Genomic DNA, 15871 nt, shown 5'->3' with positions numbered 1-15871 from the left:
CGACCGAGGCCTTTATCGAGCAGATGATTCCTCACCATCAAATGGGCGCGATGATGTCAACAATGACAGCGGCGAACATCCGTCGACACATGATTCGCAAGCTGGCCGAGGAGATATCCAACGAGCAAAGCAAAGAAATCAAGATCATGGACGGGTGTTGTATCGCGAGTGGTACCCCTAGGGAGTCACGGGGTTTGCTGATACAACTGCTCCAGCCGCTCCCGGCTGAAGTCGGCATACAGCACCTCTTCTCCAGGCTGGGGGGCCTCTGGGTGCACCCTGCCGCGCATGCGAGGAGAGGGAGAAGAAACCCGCCCTGTGGAGCTGCGCAGGTTCTGGGTCATCAGAGCAAAGGCACCACCAGCGATGGCCGCAAAGCAGATCAGATACACACCAGCCAGAAGGTCATTCATTTGCAGCTCCGCTTTTGCCAACTCTAATGTGAAGAAATATGAAACGTGGGCTTTGCTTCTGCGCTCGGCCTAGCGCGGTCAACCGATTCCGATCTGAGCGCTGAGATCCCAGAGCTGCAGGGCCAGGGTGTCTGAGCAGGCTTCCCCGCTGGGCTGACTGGCCTCAAAACGCAGCCGGCCTGGGCCCAGCACCCGGTTGCTCCAGTACTGGAATCCGCTGGGTTGCGGCGTTGCCGTACTGGCCAGGCCTGCCAGCAGGGTGCCAGCCCTCTGCGGCGTTTCGGTGAGCCGCAGCAGGTCGCGGGCCACCAGGGCGAACAGTGCCTGGGCCACGGGGTTGTGGCTGCGGCTGTAGCGGAAGAAGCCACCCTTGCTGCGCGGGATCACCAACCCCGGGCTCCAGGCGAGCACCGGCAGGGGCGCGCCCTGCTCCCTCAGCCGGCGCTCCGCCTCCCTGGCCATCAGCAGGTTGCAGAGTTTGCTGTCTTTGTAAGCCTTCTCGGCATTGAAGCTGCCGCTGCCATCCAGCAGCAGAGCCCCAGGGCCTTGTCGCAGACCAGCAAGGTCACCCAAGCCGGCCGGAAGGCCCACCTTGCCTCCGGCGGTGGTGGGGTCATGCACTTCAGAGGCCGTGACCACCAGCCGCGGAGCAGTGCCCCGCATCAGCAGGGGCAACAGCTGCTGCAGCAGAGCCTGGTGGCCCAAGTGGTTCACCGCAATGGTGAGTTCAAAACCCTGGGCTGACCAGCGGGGCTCGCCCCCACCGCTGTACTGCAGGCCGGCGTTGAGCACCAAGGTGTCGATCGGCTCGCCCTCTGCCAGCAGGGATTCAGCGCAGCGCTTGATGCTGCTCAGATCGGCCAGATCGCAGATGGGGGTTTCGATCCGCCCGCCTAGGCGCTGGCGCAAGGCCGCAGCAGTGTTGGCATCCCGGCAGGGCAGGGTGAGACGGTGACCGGCCTGGAGCAGCAGGATCGCCGCCTGAAAACCGATCCCGGAGCTGCCACCCGTAAGCAGGATGTGCCGGGTCGCTCCGGCACTGCACTCCTCAACCCCCATGGCTCCTGATTCCGGGATCAAGCCATTCTGTTGAACCTGCTGTTCGCTCGGGATAGGCGTGGGCCCTCAGCTTCTCCAAGGATGCCTTGCGATCCTGCAAATGAAGCAAAGGAATCCCCTCGCTGCCGATCAGGCCGCCGCCGACCGCCGCTGCTGGGTGGCGTAAAACGCTGCTCCACCAGCCGTGAGCAGCAGCCCACCGCTGACAGCCAGGAACACCAGCACCTGCAGCAGCAAGAGGAAGATCCCCAAGGCCGAACCGGCCACAATCTGCACTCTGGCCTTGATCAGCAGGGTGAGCAGCAGCAGCACGGTGGCCTTAAGGCCCAGCACCTTGGCAGTGCTGAACGGCAAGAAGGGATTCAAAAGCACGTCGAGGTTGCGAGTAACTCCATGCTGGCGGGCCGCCTAACCAGCTGCCGCGTCTGCGCCCAGAGCTTGAACCGCTCCCCGTGGATCAACTTCTCGAAACAGCATTACACGCTTTCGCGCATCATCAACGAATTCGACCGCCCGAGACGAAGGCTAGGGCCTTCAGAGAAATGATCGATAGATAAGAATTGATGAAGCAGAACTAGATCTTGCTTTTGTCAGCGAACGGACTTTAACAATGGATTCTGGACTCTTAATCGAGAACATCTTCTTGCTCCTGACCACCCTGGATTTCACCGTAGACGCGACCCCAAATAGCTCCCTTCACATCGCCCCAAATACTTCCTTCCACATTGCCATTAATATTCCCCAAGACATGGCGGCCGACATTTGCACCAACATCACGGCCAACATATCCCTCAACACTGCCTGCAACGTCTCCATAAATATCGCCTTGGACGCTGCCTTGAATATCTCCCTTTACGTCACCCCACACGTTGGCGTTAACTTGCAGGATCCGCAGCTTTCCATCGACAAGTCCAAATGTGACAAGCTTATTAATTTCTTCGATTTCAGACATTATCTTCAATGGAATCAAATCCCAGTCTAACCCTTGGCGGGCAAGAGCTTGAAATGATGCTTTGACACAACCGACGCCACTTCCTACGTTTGATCATGCTGTTGCACAGCCTGTAAAACAGCCTGTGCAACAACGCCAAAACCATTTCCAAGGCCATCTCCCATGAAAAAGCCCCCTCCGAAGAGGGGGCTTGAGGGATTCCGTTTGAGCGTCACGCTCAGCAGAGGCTGTTGCCTCAGCCGATTGCCGGTGCGGTCAGAGCCACGGGGGTGGCTTCTGCTGCTGCCAGGTCGAGCGGGAAGTTGTGAGCGTTGCGCTCGTGCATCACTTCCATGCCCAGGCCTGCACGGTTCAGCACGTCTGCCCAGGTGTTCACCACACGGCCTTGGCCGTCGAGGATCGACTGGTTGAAGTTGAAACCGTTCAGGTTGAAGGCCATCGTGCTCACGCCCAGGGCGGTGAACCAGATGCCAACCACGGGCCAGGCAGCCAGGAAGAAGTGCAGGCTGCGGCTGTTGTTGAAGGAGGCGTATTGGAAGATCAGGCGACCGAAGTAACCGTGGGCAGCCACGATGTTGTAGGTCTCTTCCTCTTGACCGAACTTGTAGCCGTAGTTCTGGCTCTCGCTCTCGGTGGTCTCACGCACCAGGCTGCTGGTCACCAGCGAGCCGTGCATGGCGGAGAACAGGCTGCCGCCGAAGACGCCAGCCACACCCAGCATGTGGAAGGGGTGCATCAGGATGTTGTGCTCAGCCTGGAACACCAGCATGTAGTTGAAGGTGCCGGAGATGCCCAGGGGCATGGCGTCCGAGAAGGAGCCCTGACCGAAGGGATACACCAGGAACACAGCAGAAGCAGCAGCCACAGGTGCGCTGTAAGCAACGCAGATCCAGGGGCGCATGCCGAGGCGGTAGGACAGTTCCCACTCGCGACCCATATAGGCGTAGATGCCGATCAGGAAGTGGAAGACCACCAGCTGGAAAGGACCACCGTTGTACAGCCACTCATCGAGGCTGGCGGCTTCCCAGATGGGATAGAAGTGCAGGCCGATGGCGTTGCTGGAAGGCACAACAGCACCAGAGATGATGTTGTTGCCGTACATCAGGGAGCCGGCGACGGGCTCACGGATGCCGTCGATGTCGACGGGGGGAGCGGCGATGAACGCCACGATGAAGCAGATGGTGGCAGCCAGCAGGCAGGGGATCATCAGCACACCGAACCAGCCCACATACAGGCGGTTGTTGGTGGAGGTGACCCACTCGCAGAACTGGTTCCACGCAGAAGCGCCTTGGCGCTGCTGAATTGTGGTTGTCATGAGAACGGTTGGGAGAGTGCTCGGCTGGCCTCTGCCCGGAGGCGTTGGCAGAAGAGCGGTAGATAGGTGCGGTGCGGAAATCCGCTCGCTCATTCCAGCTTAACACCAGTTCACAGTCCTTAGCCGCCGAGGACCTGCTGTGGATCAGCAGCAGACCTGATCGCAGCCATAGGCCTCGCTTATCGCCCCGTGATGGTGGATTGATGCGCTCCTCAAGAGGTGCACTCTGCGTCGATTCCCAACCATTTCCTCCCATGTCCTGACCCTCCAGCAGCGTCAGTCGCTCCAGCGGCACCGACAGCTCGGCCCGAAACACGTGGGCCGTGCGCCGGTGGATGTGGTGCACCATCACCAGCTCAGTCGCCTGGGGCTGCTCCGGCGTCTCGCCCGGATCCAGGTGACCGCCAAAGAGACCCCAGCAGCCGGGAGCGACGATCGAGGGAATCCCATCGCGCAGCTGCGGGCATGGCTCCGGGAGGAGCACGGAGACTGGGAATGAGCATGATCGTGCGCCTATCGGCGGCGGCGCATGAACAGCAAGAACTCCTGCCGCAATCTTTGGTGGAGCGGCGTGATGTCAACCATTTCCTCCCTCGAGGGCGTGTTGAGGGTCACCGCAGTCCGCTCCACCTCTTTGCGGAGCTGGCGCATCACAGGAATCAGCAACAGAGCTGCCAGAAGGCTCGCGATCAGCAGCACCGGAAGGATGCTGGCGGTCATGGCTACAAACACGACAGCCGCGATGCCCTGAGCAACCGCCACTAGCCATTTCGGCCTTGCTTTACCGGGCAGCTGCTTCATGAGCCAACGCTACGCATCCTCACCAGCTCCGGCTGCTCGACAGCTAGGACCGCCACGAGCTGCTGCGGGCGAAGCTCAGGGGGGAGTGGGGTTTTGACCGCGTTTTGACCGCAGAATCAGCGGCTAATCCCTGAGAAGTTAATCGGGGCGACAGGATTCGAACCTGCGACCTAGTGCTCCCAAAGCACTGAAAACAGCTTTTGAAGCACTGGGTCTTCAGTTATTGCAATGGTTTTGACCGGCTCTGGCGCGGTCTGTCTGGACAGTTTAGGGTGGTTTTGCCGTCGGATTGCCGTCACCCCAAAAGCCCCATGGCACAGCCACTCTCGCGGAATCAGGCCTCAAAGCGCCGAAAAAGCGACGGCAGTTTGACGGCAATTTCAGAGAGGTCTGACGGCAGTTCTGAATGGGTCGATGGCGCCCGCCGGCAACTCAACGAGCTGTGCACGAGCCGAGGCCTGAAGCCTGTTCTCAGCATCAGCCGCTCCGTGCGCGGCAAAGTCGAGCTGTCGATCAGGCCACGGCGACCAGGTAATCGCATCGTCCTGCCATTCGACTGGTGCGAGGCGTCGTGGGGCGATTGCTATGTCCGGATTCGGAACGTGTACAGCACCGCCATCCAGGGCTACAACCTCGTCGAGGCGGCCAACCTGACCGAAGCCAGGTCACCCAGCGGCGAACGCAACTGGGAGTCCATGAAGGCGGCGTTCAAGGAATGGAAGACCACCGCCGACAGCGCCATCAAAGCCGTCACCTGGGCGCACAGCTACGAACCGGTCATCAGCGACGCCCTCAAGCTCCTTACGGGCAAGACACCACCATTGATGGCGCAACCCCTGATGCTGGCCTGCGTCAAGGATTGGCGCAGCGGCAGTCGGATGCGAAAGATCCGGGTCCGCTCGCTGGCGCAGTTCTTGAACTACTGCGTCGAACAACACCACCTTCCAGACGCTTGGGCCGCACCCAAAAACCTAAAGCCGCTCATCGGCGCCGAGAAGCCTTCTGAAGCGGTCAACCAAAAGGCTCATGCCTTTAGCAGCGATCAGGAAATCATTGATCTGCTGGGATCGCTGCCCGATGACGAAACAGGGCGCAGATGGCGTGACGCCACAATGCTCATGGCAGAACTGGGGCTCCGACCTGTCGAGCTTCTGCACCTCAAGGTGCGAATCGACGAAATGAGCGGTGAGCCGTACTGGTGGTGTACCTATCGCAAGAAAGGTGGGAACGGTGCCACGGAGCCACGCAGAATCATCCCGCTGCCATTGCTGAGCACCGATGGGGAGCTACAGCAATGGAACCTGCTGCAGCGATGGCGAGCCGTGGACATCGAACTGCCACCACTTGAGTCCGGCAATGGCGCCGCCGACCGCTGGAAGACCTACTTTTGTCGCCGCCCTTACTGGCTATCGCTGAAACAGCGGGCGCAAGAAGTGGAAGACAAGCGACTAACGGCATACAGCTTCAGGCACAGCTTCAGCGTCAGAGGTCATCGCAGACACATTGACGCGGGGTCCATGGCGATGGTCATGGGTCATTCATTGCAGACACACTGCACGTTCTATCCGTGGGCACAAAAGTCCAGTACTGAAGAGGCTTTTGCCAACGCACATAGCAGACTCGTCAACGCCTAATCGAACCGCACACCGTGGCTGGTGTCAGCTGACCGGTTAAGACCAGACAGATGCGGCTATGGTGCGACACAGGTAGAAATGCCACTCCGTCGCCAAGGCGCCTTCTAGCCAGAGAAGGAAACCTCAGCCGACTGCCGGGACCGCTGAATCAGGCTTGAATTCAGTAGGAAAGACCGGAACGGAGATCTAAAGCCAAATCAACGCTTAGATCTCCAATGGCCATTCAAAAGTGGGCAACACAGCAAGAGGCTGCTGCTGCCCTAAGCATCAGTATTCGCTCGCTACAACGCCTGCGCAACGACGGGCAGTTGCCAGTTGGCAAGTGCTGGATAAGGAAAGTTCCTGCAAACCTCAATAGCCACGTCATCTACGACCTGGCAGCTTGTGAGCACCACTTATCGACGGCAACCATCGCGGCTCAGATGGAGCACGACCGCCTTGGCCACCACGCCCTGGAGGCAGTGGCATGAAAAAGGCCGCCTTGCCGGGCGACCTCATGGCGAAATCTTCCGAAGCCATTTTAGGTCAGCCACAGTCCCAAGCTGTCTTGGACATAGACAGCGTTTGTCTTGGCCATTGCGTCACTGCAAAAAGCGGTGAACAGTCTCAAGCCACACCCGAAGACTCCAGTGAGTCCGTTGCCAGCAGCGGCGATGAGACAGAAAAAGGCGATTTGTCGCTGCTGTCTATGCAGATGCTCCAGGCGGAGCATGGGGAGTCGAAGTTGCAGCCCGTCGGCACAGAAGCTGACAACACCCGTCTAGGGCTGGATTCCTTCCAGCCAAAGGCCTGGCGGAAGATGCCAGCCGGGGCGCTGACCAGGCTCCACGAGATGGATCTGCCGCTGCTGGCGGTTGGCGCAGACAAAGAAAGAAAGGCGCCCGCCCGGCTCCGCGATGGGGCGCTGTTGTTCGGATGGCCAACAGCCAAGCACTCGGTTCGGGACATTGAGGGATCGTCTCCCCGGGTGATTGCCTGCGGCACCCGCACCGGGAAGGACGCGCACGGGTTGGCTGTCTTCGACATTGACGGCGCAACGGCTCGCGGTTGGCTGCTGGAGCGCGGATGTGAGCCGACGACGACGACGACCTGGCAGATCCACCGCAACACCGACCCCGAGCGCCTGAAGGTGGCGTTCCGGCTCGACCCAGAGCAGCAGCAGCAGATCGGGCAGATCCACACAAAGGTGGACACCAAGCCACCGGCTCTAGACGCCAACGGCAAAGAGATCACCAAGGGAGAGGCGGTGGAACTGTTCCATGGCTCCGGCCAAGTGATCGTCCTGGGGGAGCACTGGTTGAGCAAGGGTGTCTATTTTTGGCCTGATGACATGGGACCCGAAGCACTGGCGGAGATCCCGCCAGGCTGGTGGGCGGCAGCGCTGGAGATCACCAGCAGCAAGGCCACCAGCAGCAAGGCCAAGGCCACCAGTAGCAACAGCAAAGACTGGATGCCGCTGAACCCGTGCCCGATCTGCGGCAGGGATTCAACGGGCTATTGCAGCAAACACCGCGACGGGGCAACGATCCGTTGCTTCCACGGGAGCACATTCAACCCAGAGCACAACCACGGGGCGCTGAAGCCCGGGGCTGAGATCACCGACAGGCAAGGGACTATCTGGGCGCTGGCCAAAACCGAAGCGCAGGCCAATGGCGACGTGTTCTCGGTGTTTGTCACACCCAAGCCACGGCAGGCCAAAACCGCCAAAACACCCCCACCCCGGACGGGAACACCCCTCGTAGACCCCGGTACCAGCACCGCAAAGCCCGCGTCTTTTCAGGCCCTGATCCAGCAGCTGCCCGATGGGTGGCGAGTGAGTGAGAAAACAGGTGCCGCGACAAAAGGATCTATGAGCGCCGGAGAGCTTGCCGAAAAGCTCCCCTCCGTGTGGCTTCGCTTTAACGAGATGACACTCAGGGGTGAGGTGAGCACCACCAACGGGTGGGTGCAAATCACCGATGCCGACATGGACTCCGCCTACGTCGTGCTCACCGGCAAGGGCTGGAAGGTGGGACTCGATCCAACCGTGAAGGCGGTGCTCCATGTCGCTAGGCAGGCGCCGCACCACCCAGTCCGCGACTATCTGCGCCGACTGGAAGCGGACCCGACAGTGGCGCCGTTTGACCTGGACAAGGTGGCCAAAACATTCTTCCGGGCTCAGTCGGATCTACATGCCGAGATGGTGCGGAAGTGGCTGATCGGGGCCGTGGCGCGGGCCCTGGAGCCCGGCTGCAAGATGGACTATTGCTTGGTCTTCAAGGGCGGCCAAGGACAAAAAAAATCCTGGACGCTGGAGACACTCGGTTCGCCTGAGTGGCACTGCTCCAGCATCCCTGAAGGCGAAAAGGATCTGCTGCTGAACGTTCACAGCACATGGATCTACGAGCTGGCTGAGCTGGAGTCCGTCACCGGCAGGAAGGAGGCCGGAAGGCTGAAGAACCTCATCACCACCAGAGCCGACCTTGTGCGGGTGCCGTATGGGCGCACAAGCGAGCGGATGCCTCGTCAGTCCGTGTTCTGCGCCACGGTGAACGAGGACACCTTCCTACGGGATGACACCGGAAACCGCCGTTATTGGGTGGTGCCAGTGGAAGGCGGAGAGCCGTTGGATCGTGAGGGCCTACTGGCGGCCCGCGATGGCATCTGGAAGGCCGCTGTCGCCGCCTACCGGGCTGGCGCGCTGCCGGTGCTCTCCGCTGAGATGGAGCTGCTGTCTGCCCAGCAGAACGAGGACTTCAACGCCCAAGACCCGTGGGTGGAGATGGTCCGCGCCTGGATGGCTGGCGACCCGATGCACCGCTGGGACCCGGACCGCGACCCCAGCACCGTGATCTACAGCCCGGATCGCCCGGTGGCCACCGCCGACGTGATCTACAGCGCAGGACTGCGCCGACCCGACCAGATCGGCAAAGCCGACCAGATGCGGGCGGCGGCTGTACTCCGGCAGTTGGGATTCAAACAAGGCAAGCAGCAAAGGGTTGATGGGCGCGCGATGCGCCTATGGGAGCCGTCACAACCGTCACGACCTGTCACGACCTCAAAAGCGCGAGGTTGTGACACCCAGAGCCCTTGCGCTGCAATGGACCTGGGGCTGCCGTCACAACCGTCACAACCTAAAACCATGGAAAAGGTGGCTGAAGTGGAAACGACAGCCGCTAGCCCCACCACCGCCGCACACATACACCCCCTTTTGGGAAAACAGGTTGTGACGGTTGTGACACCACCGAAACCCGTTGCGGCACAGTCGGTTTGCCTGTCACAACCTCCTGAAACCGAGGTTGTTACACCCCCCGAGGTTGTTACACCCCGCCAGGCCATCGACGCCCGCCTACGGGAGCTGAAGCCCGCCACCGACCTAAGCGGTTGGAGTGATGAAGAGCTGCCAGAGCTGCTGCAATCGCTTGAAGCTGCCCACACCCGCCGCGCTGCCGCTACTGGCATTGCGATTCCGGAGGTGGCGTGATGCTCTGCTGCGGATGCAGATACGCCGGACTAGATGTGCCAGTTGGCTCAGTCGTGGCCTAGGCGGCGCTGTTGTAGTTGGCCCCGAACGGGCGTGATTTCAGCGTGATTCGTGGCCATTGGCGGTAGTACACCCGCTGTTGGCTTGTCCAAACGGGGTAGCGTCGGGGGAGGTGTGCCAGTTGGCTTGCGATTCCCACCGCATCGCACAGTCCTTCAACCATGCAACCCAATCCAGCAGTTGCAGCTCGCGGGTGCGGCTGGTGTTGGGCCTGCGGCGTGGTGGCCCCCATGCATCCAGCAGCTCCACCAATGCCGCATCATCCGCATCGGCGGGAATGAATGATTCCACGTCGGCGGCGGCGCGCTCCAATGCCAGCAACGCCCGTATCAAGTCCACCGCTTCACCCGCGGGTGGTGTTGCTGCTGCCCACGATGCGGCTCCACAACCGCTTCCAACAGCGACCTGCAAGCGCCAACAGCAGCACCGTATTGGCCCGACTCTTCAGCTTTACGGGCGACACGCTCTAAGCGGTTCACGATGGTGGCAAGCATGTCTGCGGCCTGTACTGGCGTCAGGTCTGACACCAGCTCGGCGTAGGCGGCGACAACGTATCTCTGCGCTGTGCGCCTGCTGCACCCCCACGTTTCAGCCAGGTGCGACACCAGCTCACTACAGCCGTAACCCGCACCCAATAGCCGTAGGGCTTCCTGTCGGCGGTGATGAGTCTCGGCTCTAGCCATCAGCTCAGCGCCTGCTGTATGGCGCCTAGCAGCGCCTCACGTTGCTCTGGCTCCAGATAGTCGGCGGCGGTGATGACGCGCCGCACAACAGCAACAGCGCCCCCCTGGTGAGCGATGGCGTAGGTGATGACGCTTTGGTTGGCGCCGGGAATGTCTTGCAGCAGGGTCACGCTGTCACCTCCACCAGGGCGGTGAGCTGCTGGATCTCCTGCTGTGCTGCGGCCTGCTGCTCGAGCAGCGACCCGGATTGCATCTGGATCTGATCCGCCAGGCGTAGCTGGGTGTCTTGCAGCTCTACAAGGCGATCCAATGCCTGTTGACGTACATCTGGGCGCTGCAACAGCCTGGGTAGTTCTTCTGTCCAAAACCACGTCAGAGCCGCCTGTGGCAAACCTGAAGCCATCGGGTCGGGTGCTGCATCACGAAACTGCATCACCTTGTCCAATGCCTTCCGGTGTTCGTGTGGCGCCAACCTCACCCAGTTGGCTACGGGGTGCATCCTGCTAATCATCGTGCCCACCTCGGGCGGCCCCATTGGTCAACACCTGCCAACTGCTGCTGATAACGCTGGTGTTGCGCCTGCTGGTTTTGTTGGCGTAGCCGCTCGGTTTGCAGCCGCATCGACTCGGCAGCCATTGCGCGGGCTTCAGCTTCCTCTTCCCGGCGGCGATGTTCACCACTGGCGACACCTAAATAGGCAGCTAATGGCGCGTCACGTCTGGCAATCAGACTCGCCAACGTGAGGTTCTTTCTGATCTCGTTGCCATCCACAGCAGAGCCATAGCGGCGGTGTGGCAAATACCTTGCGGCGCCTTGGATGCGACAGATACGGGCCTCGATTTGCCGGGCTTGATTTTCGACCTCTTCAACTTGCCTGTGCTGTTGGTCGATTTGAGAATCTAGGTCAGTCATCGCGCCACCCCAACAACAGCAGCACGGCGGGCCTGAGCACTGCTCATCGGGTCAGGTGCTGGCAAGCAGTCATCATCCTGCTGGTGTTGCTGCAATGCTTCCACCTGAAGCTGCCGGAGCAATGCATCAGCCAGGACTGATACCTGACGCACTGGTTTTGTCACCCTTCAATCGCGGTTGATTAAAGTCTACCGGGGGCCAACAGGGTTATATGCAGCGGGCTCGAGTGGTGGTGTTGTGTTGAAATTAGCTACGCCAGAAAGGCACTTCTGGCGTAGCTGTTGCGAAATACCACAGTCCGCCTCAGAAGTAAGGCAAGGCAACCGCTTCCACCGTCAGGCAAGAACCAAAACCAACAGTGCGGCCACCAATGGCGCGGACGTTGCTTATGGGTGCGCCTTGCCTCTCAACCATCCACCAAACCGCAGCACCAGCCTTTTCACAGCGCAAGGTGAACCCCGGCCTTGGTGAGTGCCCATCGGGCCAGCTGCTCACGGTGGCGGGTGACATACCAACCACTTCCGCCAGCTCGATTGATGACAGCGCCACACCCAGCTCTGCTGCCTCTGCCAGCGCCCTAGCCCGCCGCAATGGATTAACAGGCGCCGTTGGCATTGCAGCAGCCACAGCGGCGGCGAGAGCGGCTATCTGTTCGACTTGTCCCGCGACTAGTCCATTGCCCGAGACACGTCGCGCGACTAATCACGACGCCTAAGGGCAGCCTGGCGCGCAGCCTCGACCAGTACCGCCAGGTCCGCTGTAGCAAGGTCCACCAGGACCGTCGTAGCAGGGGCCACCAGGACCGTCGTAGTAGGGACCACCAGGCCCGCTGTAGCAAGGTCCACCAGGACCGTCGTAGCCGCGACACCGGCCGCCGCCCTGTTGCTGAGGTTGTGAATACCCTCCAAACCCCGGGAAGTACTGCGCCTGGCTTGGTAGCTGAAAAACGGCTAGTGACAGGGCCGCAGCGATCACGGCTGGCAGCTTGTAGCCCATCTTGATTCTCGCGAGTTTTGCCGATTATCAGACAAGCCAACTGGCACACCACCCTCGACGCTACCAGTCTGCGGGTGATGACGCACCTGACCAACCCGCTCGGATCTGGCCCTCACCCCAACCCTATGCCACCTCGCTGCGCTCCGATGGCGAGGTGCTGCGGATGTGATGCACCTGGGATAGCCACAACCGCCGAAACCGCAGTCACTGCAAGGGTTCAGACAGGATCAAATCTTGCTAATCGTAGAGCGGCACCCGAAATCAACTGCGGCGCAGCGGATCTCAAGAATTGCCGTCGGATTGCCGTCAGCGACTGCCGTCAGAGCTGCCTAGGTCGCAACGAACACCCTCGAAAGTGCTTACGCCGCAATGGCTTTAGATAATCGGGGCGACAGGATTCGAACCTGCGACCTAGTGCTCCCAAAGCACCCGCGCTACCAAGCTGCGCCACGCCCCGTTGCTGGGAGCTTAGGGGGGCGGCGTGCGCCAGGCGACAGCGGTGGAGCCGATGCGGCAGGGCTCAACCACCGCCCAAAGAACGGAACGCATCCCAGAGGCTGCCCCCAGGGGCAGGGCGCGCCACGTCCCGATCAAGAAACCACAGGCCACCAGCCAGGACATTGAGAACCAGCACCAGCAACCACACACGCCAGCCCTCGAGCAGCTTCACACCAAAACCTGAGCCATTCCTCTCCATCATCCTGGACAAGCCAACGGTGCTTGACGGTGATAGCCAAAGCTGCTAGTACAGGTGTACCGATTGCAGGCGCCATGACCATCTCCTCTCCCTACGCCGTGTTCAGAGCTAATCCATGGCTGCGCACGGAGCCCGATCTGCCGCCCAAGCCCGCTGCCTCGCGGCGCCGGGTCGCAAAGGCCTTAGCGCCAATCAAGGCTCCCGCCGCCTGGGCAACGCTGATCCAGGGGAACCTGTTTGATCAGCTGCCCCCGCTCCGAGGGGCAGACAACCCTCCACTCCCTGGCTAGTGTTGAAACCGACACACGGAGGTTTCAACCATGGCGATGGACTCCGGCAATGGTTTCTCCACTCGGGCCGGCGACTCCACGGACATCGGCCGATCCGTCATGAAGTGGGGGCGAGATGGGGAACTTTCAGCGCTCGACCTGCAATCGATCCTCGAGCGCCTCAGGGCCGTCGACGACCAGGCCGCCAGCCTGATGGACTGTCCCCTCGATCTGCCTGGTTGAGCAACATCCGCCTTTCTGGAATCAGGCGCTGAGGGCGATGGCGTCGATCTCCACCCGGGCGCCCTTCGGCAACGCTGCCACCTCGACGCACGCCCTGGCCGGGGACACCCCCTCGCCGAACATCTCCGCATAAATCGCATTCACCCGTGCGAAATCGCCCAGATCGGCCAGAAACACCGTGGTGCGCAGCACCTGCTGGGGGCTACTGCCGCCGGCTTCCAGCACGGCCTTGAGGTTGGTGAGCACCTGGCGGGTTTCAGCCTCCACGTCACCACCGCCCACCATGCCCCCAGTGGCTGGATCCAGGGCGATCTGGCCGGAGCAATACAGCACACCGCTGGCTTTCACGGCTTGGTTGTAAGGGCCCACGGGCGCCGGGGCTTCGGCGGTGATCACGGCTTCCAGCTGCATCGATGGGCTCATGCCAGGTCAGGATGAAGGGAGAGCTTATGGCCCTTGCTGGCCCTGCGCCGATCGCCAGCCCCCTCACCGAGCTGATCCCTGCTGAGTTGCCGCTGCGTGAGCACGTGCAACTCAAAGACATCTGGCACCGCTACGCCAACGCCGCCCCCGACGAGTGGACCCTCCAGGGAATCGATCTGGCCCTGGGCCAGGGGGAGCTGGTGGGCCTGCTAGGCCCGTCGGGCTGTGGCAAGACCACCCTGCTGCGGCTGATCGCCGGCTTTGAGCGGCCCAAGCGCGGCTCGGTGTCGATCGATGGCCGCACCGTCGCCGGAGCTGGCCGCTGGCTGCCACCCGAGCGCCGCGGCGTTGGCATGGTGTTTCAGGACTACGCCCTGTTCCCCCACCTCGATGCCTGGCGCAATGCCTGCTTCGGGCTGCGGCGCGGCCAGGACAGCAGCCGGGCCAGCTGGTTGCTGGAGTTGCTCGGGCTCAAGGGGCTTGAAAGCCGCTATCCCCACGAACTCTCCGGCGGCCAACGCCAGCGCCTCGCCCTGGCCCGCGCCCTGGCTCCAGGGCCGTCGGTGGTGCTGCTCGATGAACCCTTCTCCAACCTCGATGTGGAGGTGCGGCTGCGCCTGCGCAGCGAACTACCCGCCGTGCTCTCCCGCTGTGGCGCCAGCGGTCTGATCGTCACCCACGACCCAGAAGAGGCGCTGGCGATCTGCGATCGGGTGGCGGTGCTGCGCGATGGGGTACTGCACCAGTGCGCCAGTCCACGGCAGCTGGTGCAGCAGCCCGCCACGGCCTTCGTGGGACGGTTCGTGCTCCAAGGCAACCTGCTGCCAGCCGAGCGCCAGGGCGATCGCCTCCACACAGTCCTCGGCTGCCTGATCGCCAGCCCAGGCGAAGCGAGCCTGGCGACGGGCGCGACACAGCAAGCCCAGGAGCCGCTGGAGGTGCTGATCAGCCCCGAGGCCATCCAGCTCCGCCCCGACCCCGACGGCCAGGCCTGGGTGCAGGGGCGTGAGTTTCTGGGCCGGGAATGGCTCTATCAAGTACAGCTCGATCACCTGAGGCTGCGGCTGCGGCTGCCCCTCGACGCCGAATACAACCGCGGGGTGCGCTGCCAGCTGTCCTTACGGCCCGGGGCCCCAGGGGTGCTCTTCCCGACCCGCGTGCCGCTGCAGGTGCTGGCCGCCCCCCAGCCCTGACCCGCCCCTAGGCCGCCCAGTGGTCCTTGCTGCTGCGCAGGGCAGCCAACTGCTCAGCGCTGCCGGCACGCAGAAACAGGTTGGTGGCGCGCTCCAGCCCCACCGTGCTGGGGATGGTGGGCTCCCCCTGAGCCCGGGCTGTCAACACCTCCGCAAGCCGCTGCTGGATCGCCGCAGCGCAGGGATCGCCGGGCGCCACGGTGGCGGCGGCCCAACGCAGGTTGGAGGTGGTGTACTCGTGGGCGCACCACACCCGGGTGGCCTCGGGCAGCTGGCCGAGGCGCTGCAGCGAGGCCTGCATCTGGGCCGGGCTGCCTTCGAACAACCGCCCGCAGCCTGCGGCAAACAGAGTGTCGCCACAGAACAGATGCCCCGAAATGGGCAAGTAGTAGGCGATATGGGCGCGGGTGTGCCCCGGCACGGCCAGCACCTCCACCGTCTCACCCAACAGGTCAAACCGGTCGCCATCCACCAACCCCTGGGTCTGGAGCGGGATGCGAGCCTGGTCGTCGCGGCTGGCCAGCACCGCCGCACCGGGCCAGCGGGCCAGCAGCCCCGGCGTGCCGCCAATGTGATCGCTGTGGTGGTGGGTGTGCAGGATCGCCACCAACTCCAGCCCCTGCTGCTCCAAGGCGGCCAACACAGGCTCAGCCACGGCGGGATCCACCACGGCGGCCTGGCCCTGGCGCTGCAACACAAACACGTAGTTGTCGTGCAGCACCGGGATCAGGCCGACGCGGAGTTGGGGCATCGTTAAA

The 15871-nt window shown here is 62.1% G+C and carries 17 protein-coding genes, 1 tRNA gene and 2 pseudogenes; 6 read left to right on the top strand and 14 right to left on the bottom strand.

Annotated features, from left to right (window positions below; genetic code table 11):
* Window positions 1–23 precede the first annotated feature (23 nt).
* Window positions 24–281, top strand: a pseudogene (locus KBY65_RS14050) (DUF305 domain-containing protein); the annotation flags it as partial.
* Here the strand turns inward: KBY65_RS14050 and KBY65_RS05950 are convergent.
* The 7 genes and pseudogenes from KBY65_RS05950 to KBY65_RS05925 form a co-directional block, all read right to left on the bottom strand.
* A complete protein-coding gene (locus tag KBY65_RS05950) occupies window positions 186–413 on the bottom strand; it encodes a hypothetical protein (RefSeq protein ID WP_198953911.1) in 228 nt (75 codons plus the stop codon). The pseudogene KBY65_RS14050 and the gene KBY65_RS05950 overlap by 96 nt on opposite strands.
* Window positions 414–491: 78 nt before the next feature.
* Complete coding sequence (locus KBY65_RS05945) at window positions 492–1472, bottom strand: SDR family NAD(P)-dependent oxidoreductase (RefSeq protein ID WP_255000837.1); 981 nt, start codon at window positions 1470–1472, stop codon at window positions 492–494.
* 129 nt (window positions 1473–1601) lie between these two features.
* A complete protein-coding gene (locus KBY65_RS05940) occupies window positions 1602–1826 on the bottom strand; it encodes a hypothetical protein (protein ID WP_233128788.1) in 225 nt (74 codons plus the stop codon).
* 271 nt (window positions 1827–2097) lie between these two features.
* Window positions 2098–2424: a hypothetical protein gene (locus tag KBY65_RS05935; protein ID WP_255000836.1), complete on the bottom strand. Its 327-nt coding sequence runs from the start codon at window positions 2422–2424 to the stop codon at window positions 2098–2100.
* Window positions 2425–2659: 235 nt separating this feature from the next.
* Window positions 2660–3739 (bottom strand): photosystem II q(b) protein, encoded by a 1080-nt coding sequence (gene psbA, locus KBY65_RS05930; RefSeq protein WP_255000835.1) that lies wholly within the window; start codon window positions 3737–3739, stop codon window positions 2660–2662.
* 253 nt (window positions 3740–3992) lie between these two features.
* Window positions 3993–4223 (bottom strand): annotated as a pseudogene (locus KBY65_RS14045) (hypothetical protein); the annotation flags it as partial.
* 29 nt (window positions 4224–4252) lie between these two features.
* On the bottom strand, window positions 4253–4540 hold the full coding sequence (locus tag KBY65_RS05925; RefSeq protein WP_094561693.1) for a hypothetical protein: 288 nt from the start codon (window positions 4538–4540) through the stop codon (window positions 4253–4255).
* A gap of 311 nt (window positions 4541–4851) precedes the next feature.
* On the opposite strand from KBY65_RS05925, the gene KBY65_RS05920 reads away from it, so the two are divergent.
* The 3 genes from KBY65_RS05920 (at window position 4852) to KBY65_RS05910 (ending at window position 9637) form a co-directional block, all read left to right on the top strand.
* On the top strand, window positions 4852–6174 hold the full coding sequence (locus KBY65_RS05920; protein WP_255000834.1) for a site-specific integrase: 1323 nt from the start codon (window positions 4852–4854) through the stop codon (window positions 6172–6174).
* Window positions 6175–6389: 215 nt separating this feature from the next.
* Window positions 6390–6644 (top strand): hypothetical protein, encoded by a 255-nt coding sequence (locus KBY65_RS05915; RefSeq protein ID WP_255000833.1) that lies wholly within the window; start codon window positions 6390–6392, stop codon window positions 6642–6644.
* Window positions 6641–9637, top strand: a complete 2997-nt coding sequence (locus KBY65_RS05910) for a virulence-associated E family protein (RefSeq protein WP_255000831.1) — start codon at window positions 6641–6643, stop codon at window positions 9635–9637. Before KBY65_RS05915 ends, KBY65_RS05910 begins: the two co-directional genes overlap by 4 nt.
* 99 nt (window positions 9638–9736) lie before the next feature.
* Here KBY65_RS05910 and KBY65_RS05905 read toward each other — a convergent pair whose 3' ends face one another.
* From KBY65_RS05905 to KBY65_RS05885, 5 genes are all read right to left on the bottom strand, one after another.
* Window positions 9737–10108, bottom strand: a complete 372-nt coding sequence (locus KBY65_RS05905) for a hypothetical protein (protein ID WP_255000830.1) — start codon at window positions 10106–10108, stop codon at window positions 9737–9739.
* Between the two features lie 271 nt (window positions 10109–10379).
* Window positions 10380–10550: a hypothetical protein gene (locus tag KBY65_RS05900; protein WP_255000829.1), complete on the bottom strand. Its 171-nt coding sequence runs from the start codon at window positions 10548–10550 to the stop codon at window positions 10380–10382.
* Window positions 10547–10690 (bottom strand): hypothetical protein, encoded by a 144-nt coding sequence (locus KBY65_RS05895; RefSeq protein WP_255000828.1) that lies wholly within the window; start codon window positions 10688–10690, stop codon window positions 10547–10549. The genes KBY65_RS05900 and KBY65_RS05895 overlap by 4 nt, the downstream gene beginning before the upstream one ends.
* 197 nt (window positions 10691–10887) lie before the next feature.
* The gene (locus KBY65_RS05890; RefSeq protein ID WP_255000826.1) at window positions 10888–11292 is read right to left on the bottom strand and encodes a hypothetical protein; all 405 of its coding nucleotides are present in this window, start codon (window positions 11290–11292) and stop codon (window positions 10888–10890) included.
* A gap of 1379 nt (window positions 11293–12671) precedes the next feature.
* Window positions 12672–12745, bottom strand: a tRNA-Pro gene (locus KBY65_RS05885).
* 560 nt (window positions 12746–13305) lie between these two features.
* On the opposite strand from KBY65_RS05885, the gene KBY65_RS05880 reads away from it, so the two are divergent.
* Window positions 13306–13497 carry a hypothetical protein gene (locus tag KBY65_RS05880; RefSeq protein WP_094559850.1) on the top strand — a complete coding sequence of 64 codons (192 nt, stop codon included), beginning with the start codon at window positions 13306–13308 and terminating at the stop codon, window positions 13495–13497.
* Between the two features lie 21 nt (window positions 13498–13518).
* Here the strand turns inward: KBY65_RS05880 and KBY65_RS05875 are convergent, their stop codons facing one another.
* Window positions 13519–13908, bottom strand: coding sequence for a Rid family detoxifying hydrolase (locus tag KBY65_RS05875; RefSeq protein ID WP_254988257.1), 390 nt, complete (start codon window positions 13906–13908; stop codon window positions 13519–13521).
* A gap of 23 nt (window positions 13909–13931) precedes the next feature.
* Between KBY65_RS05875 and KBY65_RS05870 the strand changes: the two genes are divergently transcribed.
* Window positions 13932–15113: an ABC transporter ATP-binding protein gene (locus tag KBY65_RS05870; RefSeq protein ID WP_255000824.1), complete on the top strand. Its 1182-nt coding sequence runs from the start codon at window positions 13932–13934 to the stop codon at window positions 15111–15113.
* 7 nt (window positions 15114–15120) lie between these two features.
* Here KBY65_RS05870 and gloB read toward each other — a convergent pair whose 3' ends face one another.
* Window positions 15121–15864 carry a hydroxyacylglutathione hydrolase gene (gene gloB / locus KBY65_RS05865; protein ID WP_254988194.1) on the bottom strand — a complete coding sequence of 248 codons (744 nt, stop codon included), beginning with the start codon at window positions 15862–15864 and terminating at the stop codon, window positions 15121–15123.
* Between the last annotated feature and the right edge of the window lie 7 nt (window positions 15865–15871).

This window comes from Cyanobium sp. Alchichica 3B3-8F6 (assembly GCF_024346435.1).
Lineage (GTDB): Bacteria > Cyanobacteriota > Cyanobacteriia > PCC-6307 > Cyanobiaceae > Cyanobium_A.
Note: the sequence above shows the minus strand (reverse complement) of the source record. Positions and strands in the feature narration are given on the sequence as shown.